Annotated in this window: 13 protein-coding genes and 2 pseudogenes; 4 read left to right on the plus strand and 11 right to left on the minus strand. The window is 59.7% G+C overall.

Translation table 11 applies throughout. From position 1 onward, the window contains the following. The 3 genes from VNZ65_RS09375 to VNZ65_RS09385 form a co-directional block, all read right to left on the minus strand. Nucleotides 1-279: patatin-like phospholipase family protein (locus VNZ65_RS09375; protein ID WP_325668280.1), on the minus strand; the 279-nt coding region annotated here is incomplete at its 3' end. A 338-nt stretch (nucleotides 280-617) separates the two neighbouring features. Beyond that, nucleotides 618-1,034 (minus strand): hypothetical protein, encoded by a 417-nt coding sequence (locus tag VNZ65_RS09380; RefSeq protein ID WP_325668282.1) that lies wholly within the window; start codon nucleotides 1,032-1,034, stop codon nucleotides 618-620. Between the two features lie 246 nt (nucleotides 1,035-1,280). Continuing rightward, on the minus strand, nucleotides 1,281-1,706 hold the full coding sequence (locus VNZ65_RS09385; RefSeq protein WP_325668284.1) for a hypothetical protein: 426 nt from the start codon (nucleotides 1,704-1,706) through the stop codon (nucleotides 1,281-1,283). Between the two features lie 197 nt (nucleotides 1,707-1,903). On the opposite strand from VNZ65_RS09385, the gene VNZ65_RS09390 reads away from it, so the two are divergent. After that, entirely contained in the window at nucleotides 1,904-2,044 is a 141-nt protein-coding gene (locus VNZ65_RS09390; RefSeq protein WP_325668286.1) for a hypothetical protein, read from the plus strand. Between the two features lie 104 nt (nucleotides 2,045-2,148). Here the strand turns inward: VNZ65_RS09390 and VNZ65_RS09395 are convergent, their stop codons facing one another. Further along, nucleotides 2,149-2,382, minus strand: coding sequence for a hypothetical protein (locus VNZ65_RS09395; RefSeq protein ID WP_325668288.1), 234 nt, complete (start codon nucleotides 2,380-2,382; stop codon nucleotides 2,149-2,151). A gap of 280 nt (nucleotides 2,383-2,662) precedes the next feature. Between VNZ65_RS09395 and VNZ65_RS09400 the strand changes: the two are divergent. Next, nucleotides 2,663-4,062, plus strand: a pseudogene (locus VNZ65_RS09400) (PLP-dependent aminotransferase family protein). A gap of 168 nt (nucleotides 4,063-4,230) precedes the next feature. Here VNZ65_RS09400 and VNZ65_RS09405 read toward each other — a convergent pair. The 7 genes and pseudogenes from VNZ65_RS09405 to VNZ65_RS09435 all read right to left on the minus strand — a co-directional run bounded on the left by VNZ65_RS09405 (nucleotide 4,231) and on the right by VNZ65_RS09435 (nucleotide 12,170). After that, nucleotides 4,231-5,282: pseudogene (locus VNZ65_RS09405) on the minus strand (zinc-dependent alcohol dehydrogenase family protein). A gap of 114 nt (nucleotides 5,283-5,396) precedes the next feature. Next, nucleotides 5,397-6,764, minus strand: coding sequence for an ATP-binding protein (locus VNZ65_RS09410; RefSeq protein WP_325668290.1), 1,368 nt, complete (start codon nucleotides 6,762-6,764; stop codon nucleotides 5,397-5,399). Next, entirely contained in the window at nucleotides 6,740-7,405 is a 666-nt protein-coding gene (locus VNZ65_RS09415) for a response regulator transcription factor (RefSeq protein WP_325668292.1), read from the minus strand. The genes VNZ65_RS09410 and VNZ65_RS09415 overlap by 25 nt, the downstream gene beginning before the upstream one ends. 18 nt (nucleotides 7,406-7,423) lie before the next feature. Then, the gene (locus tag VNZ65_RS09420; RefSeq protein WP_414649088.1) at nucleotides 7,424-8,230 is read right to left on the minus strand and encodes a hypothetical protein; all 807 of its coding nucleotides are present in this window, start codon (nucleotides 8,228-8,230) and stop codon (nucleotides 7,424-7,426) included. 25 nt (nucleotides 8,231-8,255) lie between these two features. Next, entirely contained in the window at nucleotides 8,256-9,035 is a 780-nt protein-coding gene (locus VNZ65_RS09425) for a hypothetical protein (protein ID WP_325668296.1), read from the minus strand. 197 nt (nucleotides 9,036-9,232) lie between these two features. After that, nucleotides 9,233-9,952 (minus strand): phosphatase PAP2 family protein, encoded by a 720-nt coding sequence (locus VNZ65_RS09430; RefSeq protein WP_325668298.1) that lies wholly within the window; start codon nucleotides 9,950-9,952, stop codon nucleotides 9,233-9,235. Between the two features lie 43 nt (nucleotides 9,953-9,995). Next, nucleotides 9,996-12,170, minus strand: a complete 2,175-nt coding sequence (locus tag VNZ65_RS09435; RefSeq protein ID WP_325668299.1) for a TonB-dependent receptor domain-containing protein — start codon at nucleotides 12,168-12,170, stop codon at nucleotides 9,996-9,998. A gap of 252 nt (nucleotides 12,171-12,422) precedes the next feature. Between VNZ65_RS09435 and VNZ65_RS09440 the strand changes: the two genes are divergently transcribed. Further along, nucleotides 12,423-13,100, plus strand: a complete 678-nt coding sequence (locus VNZ65_RS09440; protein WP_061939946.1) for a response regulator transcription factor — start codon at nucleotides 12,423-12,425, stop codon at nucleotides 13,098-13,100. Between the two features lies 1 nt (nucleotide 13,101). Continuing rightward, the gene (locus VNZ65_RS09445) at nucleotides 13,102-14,418 is read left to right on the plus strand and encodes an ATP-binding protein (RefSeq protein ID WP_325668301.1); all 1,317 of its coding nucleotides are present in this window, start codon (nucleotides 13,102-13,104) and stop codon (nucleotides 14,416-14,418) included. Nucleotides 14,419-14,595 lie beyond the last annotated feature (177 nt).

Consider the following 14,595-nt stretch of genomic DNA (forward strand, 5'->3'; position numbering starts at 1 on the left):
CAGGATGCGGTCCAGCTCATCGACTGACAGTCCGCTCGCATACAAGCCGCCGACCACGGCGCCCATGCTGGTGGCAGCAACATAGTCAATCGGGATATGCATTTTCTCCAGCGCCTGCAACACCCCCAGATGCGCATAGCCGCGCGCGCCGCCGCCGGACAGCACCAGGCCGATGCGGGGGCGGATCTGTATATTTGTCTTTGTATTGCTGACTTCGATTGTGGCATCTGGTGTTACCGGCACGGCATGTACTTGCGCCAACCCCAGCAATGCATACATGCTTGCACCGAGAAATAACCAGAGTGGGACGTGAGGGAATTTCGACTTATTCAATTTGTTCTGCCCTTTTTGTGCGCTGAAGAATGCTAGAGGGTATTGACATTCGCTTGAGCTTTAACGGCAGCACTGACGCAGCGATCACGATGAGCGAATCGCAGCGTGTGAGCAGGTTGTTACTCTGTGGGGGCGGGAAAAAATATGGCGATGCGAGCAGTGTGGAGAACACTGCTCGCATCGCCGCGTGGCAGTAAATTACGGCAAAAAAAGTCGAGGCCGCACCATTTCGGCAGAAGAAGTGTATGCAAGGAAAATGAACGAGAGGCGCTCTCCATTCCGGCTCACTTAATGATCACAAAAGGCATATTGTGTTGAAAAGCAGGACCCGGATCCCTTACAGTCGAAGTCATCATGTCGCATCTTTGTTCGGGGCTTAATGGAGGATAAAATTTTCCGGTGAGTAATCCAATGCCGATGCTTGTCGCATAGGTGCTCAAGCCGCTTGGGGCCGGGGGGCAGGCCTTACTGCCCTCGGGCGGCTTCGTGTTTTTCCTTGCTATATTCGAGCTTGCCACGTCTGGTGAAATGTTGTTGCTGCCATCTTTTACTGCGTTACTTTTCAACGATTCGCTGTAATCGCGCGATACCGCTTTAATTGCAGCATCTATATCTGTATCGTTACTGACAGCCGTTGCCGGCGCGACGACAAATGCACATATAACAATTAGCAGGACATGCAGGCGGAATGAATATTTCATCAGATCTTTCGTGACAAATTACGAACTACAGAGCAATGGCTAATAACTACCGAGTGATAGCGCGCATAGCGTTATTTAGTCAGGTGCAAAAGTAAAAAACATTCAGCGCTCAAGGTCACAAAAAAGGGGGGGTCACTATCCGGCCCGGCCTTTACTTGGTTTCAGTGTGGCCGATCAAGCATTGATTAATGATTCTCTGCTGCGATATTTCACTCTTCAGTGGACGTGAATCGAATATCGACAACTCTAGTCGGTCGACATCCTGCAGCCACTTGATGTGACGCTCTTTGGCGAGTTGAGCATATCTGCGGACTGTTGTGGCGACGGATCTTGCCCTCCACGATACTGATTATTGTAATTATTCCTGGCAGTGTTCGACTCTTCATGCGTTCCGCATTTAAAACGCTCCTTCGCCAATGAGAGTGATTTCCCAGCCCCCTTATTCAACGCGTTGTCCTCGTTGATATTCGGGATTTTTTTCTCAGTGTCTGTTAAGAGAATTCTCTTTCGTTCCGCAGGCAGCAAGCGATTGAAATACTGTGTTGCAGAAGATTGACTTTCTTTATCTTTGCTGTGTGAGATCGTTTGAGCGTGCAGCGTGGCATTCCCCAAACTCCCCGCTACAACAAGCCATGAAGCGATGTGAGAAAACCGATATAAGTAGTTTTTCATAACAGTCCGAAAAATAGAATGTCAACAATACATGACAAATTGTTATTTTATATGACTAATATGAATATTAGATGAAGGGTATCTTGCCGATGATGCGTTCGGCGCAGGGAACGGTGGAATAGAACGTTGCCGCGATGGTCACTGTCTTGCTCAAGAACGGCGGGGAGGTGATGCTATTGCGGTCGCACCTGGATAGCTTGACCCAGCGAATCAGTCAGCTGCAGGAAGCCTACGACAAGGTATGCCGCAAGAACGAGGCATTCCAGAACGATGTCCTGGCTGGCTCGATTCTGGAAACAACGGTTGACGCCGCGTATAAGGCAAAGCAGTTTGTCTAGCAGATTCGTGGCGATTTACTCTGACCCGCTTGCCGACGCTGCCCAATAGCCGCAGCGGGGAATTGCTGCCGCATCACTGGATATCGGCCGACTATTCTTTGCCATCATGGGAAGGTCAAGTCCAAACCGAGCATCCTGGCAAGGACGAAAGTGACGAGCACCAGGCCCAAGAGCGATAGCACGAAGACTGCGGCCACCTTGCCGCCTGCGCGTAGCGCCGCGCGCTTCTCTTTCTCCTTCTTTCCTTGATCGTAATGCCATTTGATGGCGAAGAACATGCCCGTGCCGAGCACGAGAACCTTGAAGGTAACCAAGACTATAGGGATCCAATCCATCATTTTGCGTATTTCCAGGCTATTACTTGACACTATCTATCGTGAGGAGCACTACCTCAAAACGCTGCTTCAACAGCTTCATTTTTTGTTCAAACCATCCTCTCAGGCATCCTGCTTGAATCTTTCATTACATCTACCTATGAAATAAGAATGGCATCCAGCGGAGTGATTTGCCGAATGCAGCTGAGAGAGGAGAAAACGTCAACGACTGCCATGCAAGGATGGTGTTGCTGCACGTCCTGATGCATACTACTTAAAAACAATTTCCATACATTGAGACAAAATGTCCCAGCCGAAAACCATACAAGATGAAAATTTGGCAGTCTGGTTGCCACGATTGGCCGGGAACAAAGGCCCACGGTTTTTGCAGATTGCGGATGCGTTGCAGGCGGCGGTGGTAGAAGGATCGCTGAAACCGGGTGACCGTCTACCTCCGCAGCGCCAGTTGGCAGCACAGCTGGACGTCGACCTGACGACGATCACGCGCGCATACGACGAAGCCAGACGCCGCAACTTGCTGGAGGGCCGCGGCGCTCGAGGCACTTATGTCGCGGCGCCGAAAGTCGAATTGACCTCGATCCTCGACCTGAGCATGAATACCCCACCACCGCCGGATGGCGTGGACTTCGACGACATGCTGAAACAAGGTTTGTCTCAAGTACTGATGAGGGCGGATAATGAATTGCTGATGACTTATCACTTGGCCGGGGGAAGCGACTCCGACCGTAGGGCTGGAGCCAAATGGCTAGCACCGATGTTTGGACATCTGGATTCTCGACAGGTTGTTGTCTGTCCGGGTGCGCAAGCGGCGATCGCCGCATTGATCCTTGCGCTGACGGAGCCTGGCGATGTCATCCTGGCAGAACCAATGAGTTATCCCGGCTTGCGTGCCGCAGCGACCCAATTCGGCCGGCGCATCATTGCGGTGGAAGCGGACAAGCACGGGATGGTGCCTGAGATGCTTGAGGAAGCCTGCCGCCAGCACAAGCCTGGGCTGGTCTACCTCAATCCGACATTACAGAACCCGACCGCCATCACCATTCCGGCGCGTCGGCGCAAGGAGCTCGCCAGCATCGCGCAGCGCTGCAAGTACGCATCGTCGAGGACGATCCCTACTGGCTCCTTGCCGATGCCCCGCCACCACCTGTTGCCACGTTTGCCCCTGAACAGGTGTACTACATCTCAACCCTGTCGAAATGCCTGACGCCCGGCTTGCGTGTCGCCTTCGTGCTAATACGCGCCTCGCACGAACGCGAACGTTTCCTGGTCGCGCTAAGATCATTTGCGCTGATGGTTGCTCCTCTGACGGCCGCACTGGCCACTCAGTGGATCCTCGACGGTTCGGCTGACGGATTGATGGAAGGCGTACGCAACGAGGCGCGCCGGCGCCACTGGATGGCTCGAGATATTCTGGCGGGGCGGTACAGCGGCGCCGGAGACGGCCTGCACGTATGGCTCGAGTTGCCGGCGTATTGGACCCCCTCACAGCTTGCGCGTGCAGCCGACAGCGAGGGCATCGCAGTCACGCCGGCGGAGGCATTCGCAACTGGCAATCGATCAGTGAATGCAATTCGGATCTCTTTGGGTAACATCAAGGACCGTGGACGCTTACAAGCGGGTCTTCAACGGCTGTCTCATCTGCTTGCGCGGCGGCCCGATTCGTTCAGCGCTGCTGTGGTTTAACTGTCCAGCAAACACTGTGCTTCATCCGGGAGTTCTCTCAATGTGGTCGCACATTGGTTTGCTGCCTCAGTGTTTATTTATCGTGAGGTCACGCGCGAAAGTGAACAGACTGAAAGAAAGCTACGTTAGCCGTGCAGCACAACGTCCACTTGGGGGCGATGACAGGCATTAGTCAAAAACAATCACCTGGCGCACCGCCTCGCCGGTATGCAAGCGGTCAAAACCTTCATTGATATCCTCCAGCCGCAAGCGGTGCGACAGCAGCAGGTTGACCGGCAGCCGTCCGCCGCGATACAGGCTGATATAGCGCGCCAGGTCACGCACCGGCACGCAGCTGCCGATATAGCTGCCCTTGACGGTGCGTTCCTCCGCCACCAGGTTGACGAGCGGCAGTCCGAACTGGGCGGCCGCCGGCGGCAGGCCCGCGGTGGTAGTGGTGCCGCCGCGACGGGTGATACGGTAGGCGGTTTCGAATGCCCGCACCGAACCGGCGAATTCAAATACATGGTCGGCGCCGCCGCCGGTAGCTTCCCTGACTGCATCGATGCAGTTCGGATCACTGCCGTCAAACACCATGGTGGCGCCCAGCCGAGTGGCGAGTTCGCGCTTGCCGGCGGCCAGGTCGATGGCAATCACCTCGCGCGCGCCTGGGCCGTATTGATGACCGCACCGACGCCCGTCAGGACTGCGCAGCCGAACAGCGCGGCTTCGTCAAATGGCAGCGCGGGATCGATTTTTACCAGGGAACGGCGCGAAACGACAGCATACTCGGCGAACGCCGAGCAGCCAAGATGATGATTGACCGCTTCACCTTGCGCGCTTGCCAGCAGGCGCGCGCCGGACAGCAAGCTGCCGTTGGCGTTGGCCCGGGCGCCGGGTTCGCACAAGGCCGGGCGGCCTTCGCCGCAGGGCAGGCAATGGCCGCAGCTGGGGACGAACACCAGCGCTACATGATCGCCAGGCTGCAGATCGCTGACGCCGTCTCCCAGTTCGACAACTTCGCCGGCCGCTTCGTGGCCAAGCGCCATCGGCAACGGCCGCGGCCGCTCGCCGTTGATGACCGACAGGTCAGAGTGGCACAGGCCGGCGGCGCGGATCCGCACCAGCACTTCGTCGCGTCCCGGCGGCGCCAGTTCGAGCTCTTCAATCGCCAGCGGCCGCGATTCCCGATAAGGATGCGGCAAGCCAGTCTGGCGCAGTACGGCGGCACGGATTTTCATATTGCATCCTCTATTCTTGGTTTTGCCCTTGGCAGCGACAGTGGCAGATACCCCATCGCGTCCAAGGCCCCGGACATTGAGACTTCAATGAAACTTCAATGGAAGAGCGGCAGATCAGGCGCCTATTTTAGCTGCTGCCAGCGGGATGAACACGGTGACGCGCAATCCTGTCTGTGTTTGCCGGTCGGCATGCGCCAGCGTGACGCGGGCGCCGATGCGGCTGGCGATAGTCTGGACGATGGACAGTCCCAGTCCCGAGCCGGTGGCGTCGTTGCCGAGCACGCGGTAGAAGGGATCGAATACGCGCGCCTGTTCTTCCGCTGCGATGCCTGGCCCGGAATCGTCCACCTGCAAGCTGACGCCGCCGGCGCTGCTGTGCATGGACAGGCTGATGCGTCCGCCCGGCGGCGTATAGCGGATGGCGTTGTCGACCAGATTCCTGACGATGGTGATCAGGTCGACTTCGGCCACCGGCACCCGCAGGCCGGCTTCGCCGTCGACGCCGATGTCGATCTGCCGGGCCTCGGCCAGCGGCATCAGGTCTTCCAGCACGCGCCGGTACACCTGCATCACGGCTACCGTGTCGCTGGGCGCCAGCGGCGCCGACTGCGCCCGCGCCAGCGCCAGCAGCTGGTCCAGCAAGCGCCGTCCGCGTTCAATCCCTTGCCGCAGCGTCGCCAGCCGCTGGCGTGCGGTATCCGGCATGTCGGCCTCGGCCAGCCGCTCGGCCTGCAGCGACAGCGCGGTGAGCGGCGAACGCAATTCATGGGCGGCGTCGGCGACGAAGCGGCGCTGCGCCTCCATGGCTTGCGCCACGCGCTCCAGCAGGCGATTGATGGCGACCACAAAGGGGCGTACTTCGACCGGCAGCCGTTCCGACGCCAGCGCATGTAGTTCCTGTTCATTGCGGCCATCGATTTCGGCCGACAGCCGAGCGATCGGCAGGAACATCTTGCGCACCAGATGCGCCACCAGCAGCAGCAACAGCGGGATCAGGATCAGGAAGGGCATCAGGGTGCGTAAGCCGCTGTCGCGGGCGATTTCGTCGCGCACCGCGGTTTCCTGGGCGACGGCGATGCGCTGCTGCGAGGCCAGGGTTTTTACCAGCACGCGGTAACGGTGATGGCCGGAGTGTACGGTTTGCATGCCGTCCCGCAGGTTTGCAGGCAACTTCAGCCGTTTCGTTGCGGGGACGCCAGCGCTGCCGTTCTGGTCGTCGAGATACTGCACGATGACGCGCGCTTCCTCGTCGCCGATCGCCACCTTGGCGGCACCCTGTTGAGGCGGAACCGGGATATGCTCCTGGTCGAACAAAGCGGCGACCTGGCGCAGCATGTCGTCCTGGAATTCATGCGCTTCGTCGAAGCCTGACACGAAGGCGAACACCCCGGCCAGCAGGGCTACCGCCAGGATCGCCAGCGACAGCCAGAGCGACAGGCGGAACTGGATCGAGTCCTTCAGCTTCCTTTGGATACCATCCATCCCACGCCCCTGACATTTTTAATGGTTGCGCTGCCCAGTTTCTTGCGCAGGGCATGGATCAGGAATTCGACGGCGTTGCTTTCCACTTCCTCGCCCCAGCCATAGATCCGTTCCTCCAGCTCGCTGCGCGACAAAATCGCTCCCGGCCTCAGCATCAGCGCCTGCAGCAGGGCGAATTCGCGATTCGACAGCTGCTGGGGCGGCTGTTCCTGGTTGCTGGCCAGGCGCGTGGCCGGATCGAGCGAGATGATGCCGTTGCTCAGCAAGGGTGTGGCGCTGCCGCCTTTGCGGCGCAGCACGGCGCGCGCCCGCGCCAGCAGTTCGGCCATCTCGAACGGCTTCAGGATGTAGTCGTCGGCGCCGCCATCCAGTCCGCGCAGGCGATGTTCGAGGCCGTCGCGCGCCGTGATGATCAGCAAGGGCAGAGGATTGTCCTGGCGCCGGATGGCGTCCATCACCTCGAAGCCGTCCTTGCCGGGCAAGCCGAGATCGAGCAGCAGCAAGTCATAGTGCTGGCACGACAGCGTATCCAGCGCGGTCTTGCCGTTGCGTACCCAGTCGACGGCGTAAGAGGCGTCTTTCAGCGCCGCCTGGATGGCCTCTCCGATCATCGGATCGTCTTCGGCCAGCAATACCCGCATGTGTCCTCCGTTATTACGCTATTGATCGATGGTTTCGGGCTTACGCTCCACCCGTATACTCTCACGCTTCACGGCCGGCGCCGCCTGCTGGCGGAACAGCAGGATGCAGGCGACGATGAAGATCAGCAGCGCCGCCGATGCCGAATAGCGGCTCAGGGCCAGTCCGCCGGCATTCAGCGGCTTGTCGAGAAAGTCGCCGACCACGGCGCCCAGCGGGCGTGTCAGGATGAACGCCGCCCAGAACAGCAGCGTGCGCGAAATCTTGGTGCAGTAGTAGGCCAGCGCCACCAGCGCCAGCAGGCTGCCGAACAGGACGGCGGCGCCGCCATAGCCGAGGCCGGCGGTATCGGCTGCCCAGTCGCCCAGCGCGGTGCCCAGGGTTTGCGAAAACATGATGGTGACCCAGTAGAACATCTCCGCCGCCGGTGAATGGACGCTGTCGACAGCCACCGACCCCAGCGTCCGGTACCAGACAAACAAGGAAATCATCAATAGCGCAAACAGCAATGATGCGCCGCCAGGATAGCCGATGCCGAGCGAGCGGTCGGCAAAGTCGGCCAGCGTGGTGCCGATGGTGGTGGTGGCGATCACCGTGAGCCAGTAGAGGAAGGGGTGGAAGCGGGTAGCGCGGATCTGGGCGGCGACCGCGACCAGGAAGACCACGCCGAAGATGATGCTGCCGACCAGGTAGCCCAGGTTCATCGACATGGTAACGGCGTCGCCGCCGGTTTCGCCTAGCGTGGTGGCGGCAATCTTGATGATCCAGAACAGCAGGGTGACTTGCGGCACCTTGCTGAGCGCCAGTTGGGTTGTCTTATCCATCATTGTTTCCTTTTCAGTTTCCTTATTTTCAGGCGCGTTGCGCCGTCAAACGTTTTTGCGTGAAGGACAGATAAGCCACCAGGCCGGCGATAACCGCCAGGAACAGGGCGCTGGTTGCTATCGTACCAAAACCCAGGCCGCCGCTGCTGCCTGGCTGCGAGAGCAGGTCGCCGCAGGAGGCGCCGAAAGGACGCGTCAATACATAGGCAATCCAGAAACAGGCAGTGGCGTTGAGCTTGAAACCGTAGCGCGCCAGGGCCACCAGTCCGATCAGGCCGCCGAACAGCAGCGCCGAATTGGCGTAGCCCAGGTTCAGCCCTTCCGCCACCCAATCGCCGGCGGCAGTGCCGAGCGCAAAGGTGAACAGGATCACGGTCCAGTAGAACAGCTCGCGCCGGGGGCTGTCGATGGCGGCGATGGACAGCGTTTTTTCGCGCGCATGCCAGGCCCAGAATGTGGCAAGCATGGCAATGCTGAACGCGGCGGTCGAGATAGCCAGCGGTATGCGTGCCAAGTCGCTCAGCATGTCGGTGACCAGGGTGCCGAAAATGCTGACCAGCACCACGCAGATCCAGTACAGCGGCGGCACATAGCGGCTGGCGCGCAGCTGGAACAGCCAGGCGCCGGCCAGCAGCAAGCCGGTCACCAGCGCGGTGCCGGCCAGGCCGAAATGGAGGTCGGCGGCCAGGTAGTCGGCGCCGGTTTCGCCGACCGTGGTGGACATCATCTTGATGATCCAGAACAGGAGCGTGGCTTCCGGCACCTTGTTGATCCAGCTATTGCCGGCGGCGGCTGTTGCAATAGTCATAAAAACTCCCGAGTGATTCTGTAAAAATTGGAGGAGGAGCCCCTCTGCGGGGGCAATGGCGGCGAGGCGCCACGGTCAGGGTAAGCTTACGCAGGCAAACTTAGCTGTCACTGAGCGCCAGCGTCATCGCCCAACAAAAAACGCCCTGACTGGCGTCAGGGCGTTGCAGGCATGGCATGCCGCGTTGGCGGCGAAGCTTATTTTGCTTCGGCCGGCTCCGCGCCCAGCTGCAGGACGCCGCGCAGCTCATCGCGGGCAGCGATGAAGCCCGTGTTGAAGTCGTCGCGGGTTTGCAGTCTGGCGGCGATCACGGTGCCGGTGATGCGGCCGCTTTCAATGTCGGAGCGGTAGTGGACGCCGCAGATGATGCGGTTGTTGGCGTACTCGGCGGCGCGCGCCATGATTTCCGCGCGCTTTTCCGGCACCATGTTGGCCAGCACGATGCCCATCAGCGTGCCCGAGGTGGCGTGGCCGGAAGGGTAGGCGCCGGAGCGCGACAGCTTGACTACCGGCTTGACCTGGTCGCTCACCATGAATGGACGCGGACGCTTCCAGATGTCCTTGTATGTATCGACCACGGCGCCTTCCGAATCGACTACGCGCTGGAAGAATCTGGCGAACACCGGCAACTGCTCGCGCTTGAACTTCACGCCCATGACGTCGGCGAAGCGCCAGATTTCTTCGCTGGCGTCGGCTTGCGAGCGCGCCGTCATTTCCGGCGTGCGCGCTGCTTGCAGGGCCAGGATTTCGCTCAGTTCAGCCTTGGTCTGCAGCGAATCGTTGGCCGGAGGCGGCGGCAACAGCTTGATCAGGTCGATTTCCTTGGACGTGATAAAGGGATTTTCTTCGCGGGCCTGGACGGAAGCGCCGGCAGCCAGGAAGGACATGACGAGCAAGGGAACGATGAATTTGCGCATGGGTATCACTTTCAAATATAAATAATATAGAAGGAGACTGGCCTTAGAAATCCAGGCTGACGGTCAGCGACAAGGCGCGTGCCGGCAGCAGCGTCAGTACATCGCCCGGGGCCGGCGCCGAAGTGGCGGTGCTGGCCGGATTGACGCCGACGATGCTGTGCTTGTCGAACAGGTTGTTGACGCCGAACTGGATCTTGGCCTTCTTTACGAATTGCAGCGGATGGCGGATGGTGTAGTTGACGAACAGGTTGGAGATCGTGAACGGCGCGATCTTGACTGCCTGGTGGACGCTGCCGTTGTCGTTGTACATGGTGCCGACGCGCTTGTTCAGCCAGCCGATATCCCAGCCGCCGCGGTTGTAGTTCAGGCCCAATGTTTCGGTGTCGCTAGGCGCGCTGGCGACCCACTGGCCGTTGCCGTACTTGGCGGTGCCGTAGGTGGCGTTGGCGTACAGGCTGAAGCCCGCGCCCAGCACCAGGTTGCCTTCCGCCTCGATACCCTGCGTGGTCGAGCTGCCGTTGGAGAAGAAGGTAGTGTTGCCGGCATTGTCGGTGAAGGAGGAATAGGCGTTGTCGAACTTGATGTGATAAGCGTCGATATCAAAGGTGAAGCGCTCCGACTTCCACACCGAACCGACCTGGAAAGTCTTGCTCTTGATCGAGGACGGCAGCGCTGTCACATTGGCGTTCTTGACGTCGAACACGCTGGTCGGCGGAATTTCGTCGCCGGTGGCGTACTGGCCGTATACCGACCAGTTAGGCTGCAGCATGTAGTGCACGTCGAGCGACGGCAGCACGCTGTTGTAGGTGACCCCATGATCGACGCTGGGCAGGCCGCCCAGGTTGCCGACGGTCTTGCCGTTGTCCGCATACTGCGTCAGCGACTGGCGGTACGAGGAATACTTCACGCCCGGCGTGATCTTCAGGTCGCTGGCTACCTGGAATTCGTACTCGACGAAAGGCTGCAGGGTAGTGGTCTTGAAGCGCTCGTGGAAGTTGGGCAGGACGGCGTCCACCCAGCTGCGCGGATCGGAAGGAATCTGATAGCGGTTGGTGTCGGCGTTTTCTGCCCACAGGCCGGTGCGCAGGATGCCGAGGCTGGATTCCTGGCTCAGGCGCAGCAGGTTGCCATAGGTGCGGTAGCTGTTGAGCTTATCCGTGCCGCTGGTGGCGGTGATGGTGCTGCCGTTATAGTTCTGCTGGTTATGGTAAGCGTAAGTGTAGAGCTTGTCGTCCAGCTTCCAGCCGTTGCCGAGATTGGACGTCAGGCCGGCATATTCGAAATCGGATGTGACGTGGTAGAAATTGTAGCCATAGTAGTTGGCCTGCTTGGGATCGTTGCTCAGCAAATAATCGTCGCCGAACTGGGCGATCTGCGCCCGCGTCGCGCCCTTTGTGTTCGGGGTATTGGCTTTCAGGTCGATATACGAGCCGAACAAGGTCAGGGCAGTACTGTCGGTGATGTTGAACTGATACTTGAGCGATACCGCATCGCGGGTCTGCTTGTTGTAAGTCTGGTAGCCGTCGGAGGTCATCTGATGCGCATTCAGCAAGAGATTCTGGGCGCCGTTGGCGCCGAACTGGCCGCTCTCGAATTCGGCGCCGTAGATCTTGGTGTCGAATGAACCATACGAATCGAAGACGCTGGTGCGCTGCTCGTTTTCCAGGTTGCGCGACAGCAGGTTGACTGAACCGCCGAAGTTGGCCGGGCCGATGGTCGCTGCCGATCCCGGGCTGCGGTCAACCACCGCGCCACCCAGGAACTGGCTAGGGAAAAAGGCCCAGGTGTGATGCGAGGGGCTGTTGGTGTCCTGGAACGGAATGCCGTCAAAGCTGACCGTATAGTCGCCGTCGGCGAAGCCGCGGAAATAAGTCTTGGTGTCGCCCAGGCCGACGCCGTTCGGGCTATAGCTGTACATGCCGGGCGTCATTTGCAGCACCTGGCTGAAATCGGCTACCGGCGATGTCAGGTTGCGGATGAAGTCGTCGCTGACGATCGATTGCGCGGAACGGGCCGACAGCGAACTCTGCGCCGGCGCGCTGCGGCTGGCGCTGACTGCGCTGCCGACCACTTCGACGGTGTTGATGGCCTCGGCGGCGCCGGAGGCGGCCAGGTCGGCGGCTTGCTGGGCGTGGCCGATCTGCGGCGCGGCGACGCACATGACAGCGAGAGCGTGAAGGACATGCAGGGTCGCGGGTTTTAAACTAGGGCGCTTCATTTCTGGGTTTCCTTTTTGGAATCGTGTTTATGAAAAATCGCTGAAAAAATATCCGGCAGCCGTGGTTCAGCCGTTTGCCTGCGGGTTTTGCCGTGCGCGGCGTCAGTTCGGGGCGAAGCATAAGCTTTGAAAATTAAGCGAAAATGAGCTGTGCGCAATCTGTCTGATTTATGTCAATCGGGCTTTGATTTCACGCGCTCGTCACAATCGGCTGCTATTTTGTAAGGTCGATTAAACCGGGCTTCTGCCGCGATGCGCATATTGCTGATTGAAGACGACTACATGCTGGGCAACAGTATCCGTAAAGGCTTTTACCCCTACGGTTTCACTGTCGACTGGACTCAGGACGGCATCGCCGCCGAGGCGGCGCTGGCTGCGGAATCTTATTCGGCGGTCCTGCTGGACCTGGGATTGCCGCGCAAATCCGGACTGGAAGTGTTGAAGAAGATGCGCGCCGACGGCAACAGCACGCCGGTGATCATCCTGTCCGCCAGCGATCGTGTGCTGAACCGTATCGAAGGACTGGATGCTGGCGCCGACGATTATCTGAACAAGCCTTTCGACCTCGATGAACTGGCTGCGCGGGTGCGTGCCTTGCTGCGCCGTAGCGGCGGCCGCACCAATCCGCAGCTAGTGCATGGCGACATCCATTTCGACCCGGCCAGCAATACCGTCGCCTACAAGGGCAAGCAGGTCGGCCTCAGCGGCCGCGAGCTGATGGTGCTGGCGGCGCTGATCGAAAAACCGGGTGCGGTGCTGTCGCGCGCGCAGCTGGTCGACAAGGTGTATGGCTGGAACGATGAAGTGGAAAGCAATACCATCGAAGTGCACATTCATGCGTTGCGAAAAAAGCTGGCGCCCGGAGTGATCCGTAACATCCGTGGCCTGGGCTATATGCTGTCCAGCTCCGACAGCCTGTGCAGCAACTGACGTGTCGATCAGGAACCGTCTGCTGTTCTGGCTGCTGTCCGGCCTCGCCATCCTCGGCGTCTGCTTCATGGTGGCCGACTACCTGATCGACCGCGCCTTGCTGGCCGATATCTACGACGACCAGATGAACCAGATCGCCTTCGCCATCCCTGCCAATTTCAGCGGCGGTGGCCTGGAAAAGAACACGCCGGCGCTGAAATACGATGGCGACGACAGCATCCTGCAGATCTGGGACAACAGCGGCAAGCTGACTTACCGCTCGCATCCGGACCTCGTCCTGCCGCCTTTTTCTACCCCCGGCTATAGCGAGGCGCCGTGGCATGGCAGCGAGTGGAAGCTGTTCGTGCGCAAGACCGACCACAACCTGATCCAGGTAGCGCAGTCGCTCGACGGCAGGCGCAATATCGCGCTCGATCATGCGCTGCGCTCGCTGGTGCCGCTGCTGATTTTCCTGCTGATCATGGGTTTGCTGATTCATTGGAGCGTCGGTAGCGGCCTGCAATCCTTGACCCGGCTCTCGCAGGAACTGGCCAAACGTACGCCAGACAAGCTGGAGCGGCTGGCGTCGCCGGAACAGCCGCAGGAAATCCAGCCGCTGACGCAAGCCATCGATACCTTGCTGCAGCGCCTGGGCGTGGCGCTCGAGAGCCAGAAAAAATTCATCGCCGATGCTTCGCACGAACTGCGCACGCCGCTGGCGACCCTGCAAATCCAGGCGCAGCTGGTAGAGCAGTCGTTAGGCAGCGGCCGCGAAGCCGGCGCTCTGGCCGATCTCAAGGCAGGGGTCAAGCGCAGCAGTCATCTGGTCGAGCAGCTGCTGATGGCGTCGCGCCTGGAGTTCGGCGGCATGCATGATCCGCATGTGCCGTTGCAGCTGCATGAAATCGTGCGCCAGGTGACCATCGATTTCATCCCCTACGCCAACAGCCGCAAGATCAATCTCGGGGTAGAGCAGCTGGATGCGGGAATCATCATGGGATCGGAATATCACATCCCGATCCTGGTCCGCAACCTGATCGATAATGCGATCCGCTACACGCCCAGCGGCGGCCAGGTGGACGTCGCCATCCGCGCCGGCAAGCAAAAAATCGTCCTGGAAATCGAAGACAGCGGGCCCGGCATCCCGCCGGAAGAACGGCAGCGCGTGTTCGATCGTTTCTACCGTTGCCTGGTGCCGCAGGCGGCCGGCAGCGGTCTTGGACTGGCGATCGTCAAGCAGGTCACCGAACAGCATCAGGCCGAGGTTTACCTGGAGCGCGCCGGCCGTTTGCCGGGCTTGAAGGCTAGCGTTCGTTTCAATGCGTTGGTTCTGACTTGAGGCTGGGCGGGGCGCAGGGTCGGCAAAGCGTCTTGCAGGCGGGAAGTCGGGATAAAGAAGGAGGATTAGCGAACGGGGTCTGGCGGAGGAAACGGCGTCGCCGCCGTTTCCTCGCCCGGGCGCAGTGTCGCGACCGTTCAAGCATTGATATTACTAACTACCAAGCAGCCGGATCCT

This window comes from Collimonas sp. (assembly GCF_035566555.1).
Classification (GTDB): Bacteria; Pseudomonadota; Gammaproteobacteria; order Burkholderiales; family Burkholderiaceae_D; genus Collimonas.

Excerpts from the sequence above, each read along its gene's own strand:
- VNZ65_RS09395 (WP_325668288.1), bottom strand. The coding sequence starts at position 2,382 with ATGATGGATTGGATCCCTATAGTCTTGGTTACCTTCAAGGTTCTCGTG.
- VNZ65_RS09380 (WP_325668282.1), bottom strand. The coding sequence starts at position 1,034 with ATGAAATATTCATTCCGCCTGCATGTCCTGCTAATTGTTATATGTGCA.
- VNZ65_RS09385 (WP_325668284.1), bottom strand. The coding sequence starts at position 1,706 with ATGAAAAACTACTTATATCGGTTTTCTCACATCGCTTCATGGCTTGTT.
- VNZ65_RS09420 (WP_414649088.1), bottom strand. The coding sequence starts at position 8,230 with ATGATGGATAAGACAACCCAACTGGCGCTCAGCAAGGTGCCGCAAGTC.
- VNZ65_RS09410 (WP_325668290.1), bottom strand. The coding sequence starts at position 6,764 with ATGGATGGTATCCAAAGGAAGCTGAAGGACTCGATCCAGTTCCGCCTG.
- VNZ65_RS09435 (WP_325668299.1), bottom strand. The coding sequence starts at position 12,170 with ATGAAGCGCCCTAGTTTAAAACCCGCGACCCTGCATGTCCTTCACGCT.
- VNZ65_RS09425 (WP_325668296.1), bottom strand. The coding sequence starts at position 9,035 with ATGACTATTGCAACAGCCGCCGCCGGCAATAGCTGGATCAACAAGGTG.
- VNZ65_RS09440 (WP_061939946.1), top strand. The coding sequence starts at position 12,423 with ATGCGCATATTGCTGATTGAAGACGACTACATGCTGGGCAACAGTATC.
- VNZ65_RS09415 (WP_325668292.1), bottom strand. The coding sequence starts at position 7,405 with ATGCGGGTATTGCTGGCCGAAGACGATCCGATGATCGGAGAGGCCATC.
- VNZ65_RS09430 (WP_325668298.1), bottom strand. The coding sequence starts at position 9,952 with ATGCGCAAATTCATCGTTCCCTTGCTCGTCATGTCCTTCCTGGCTGCC.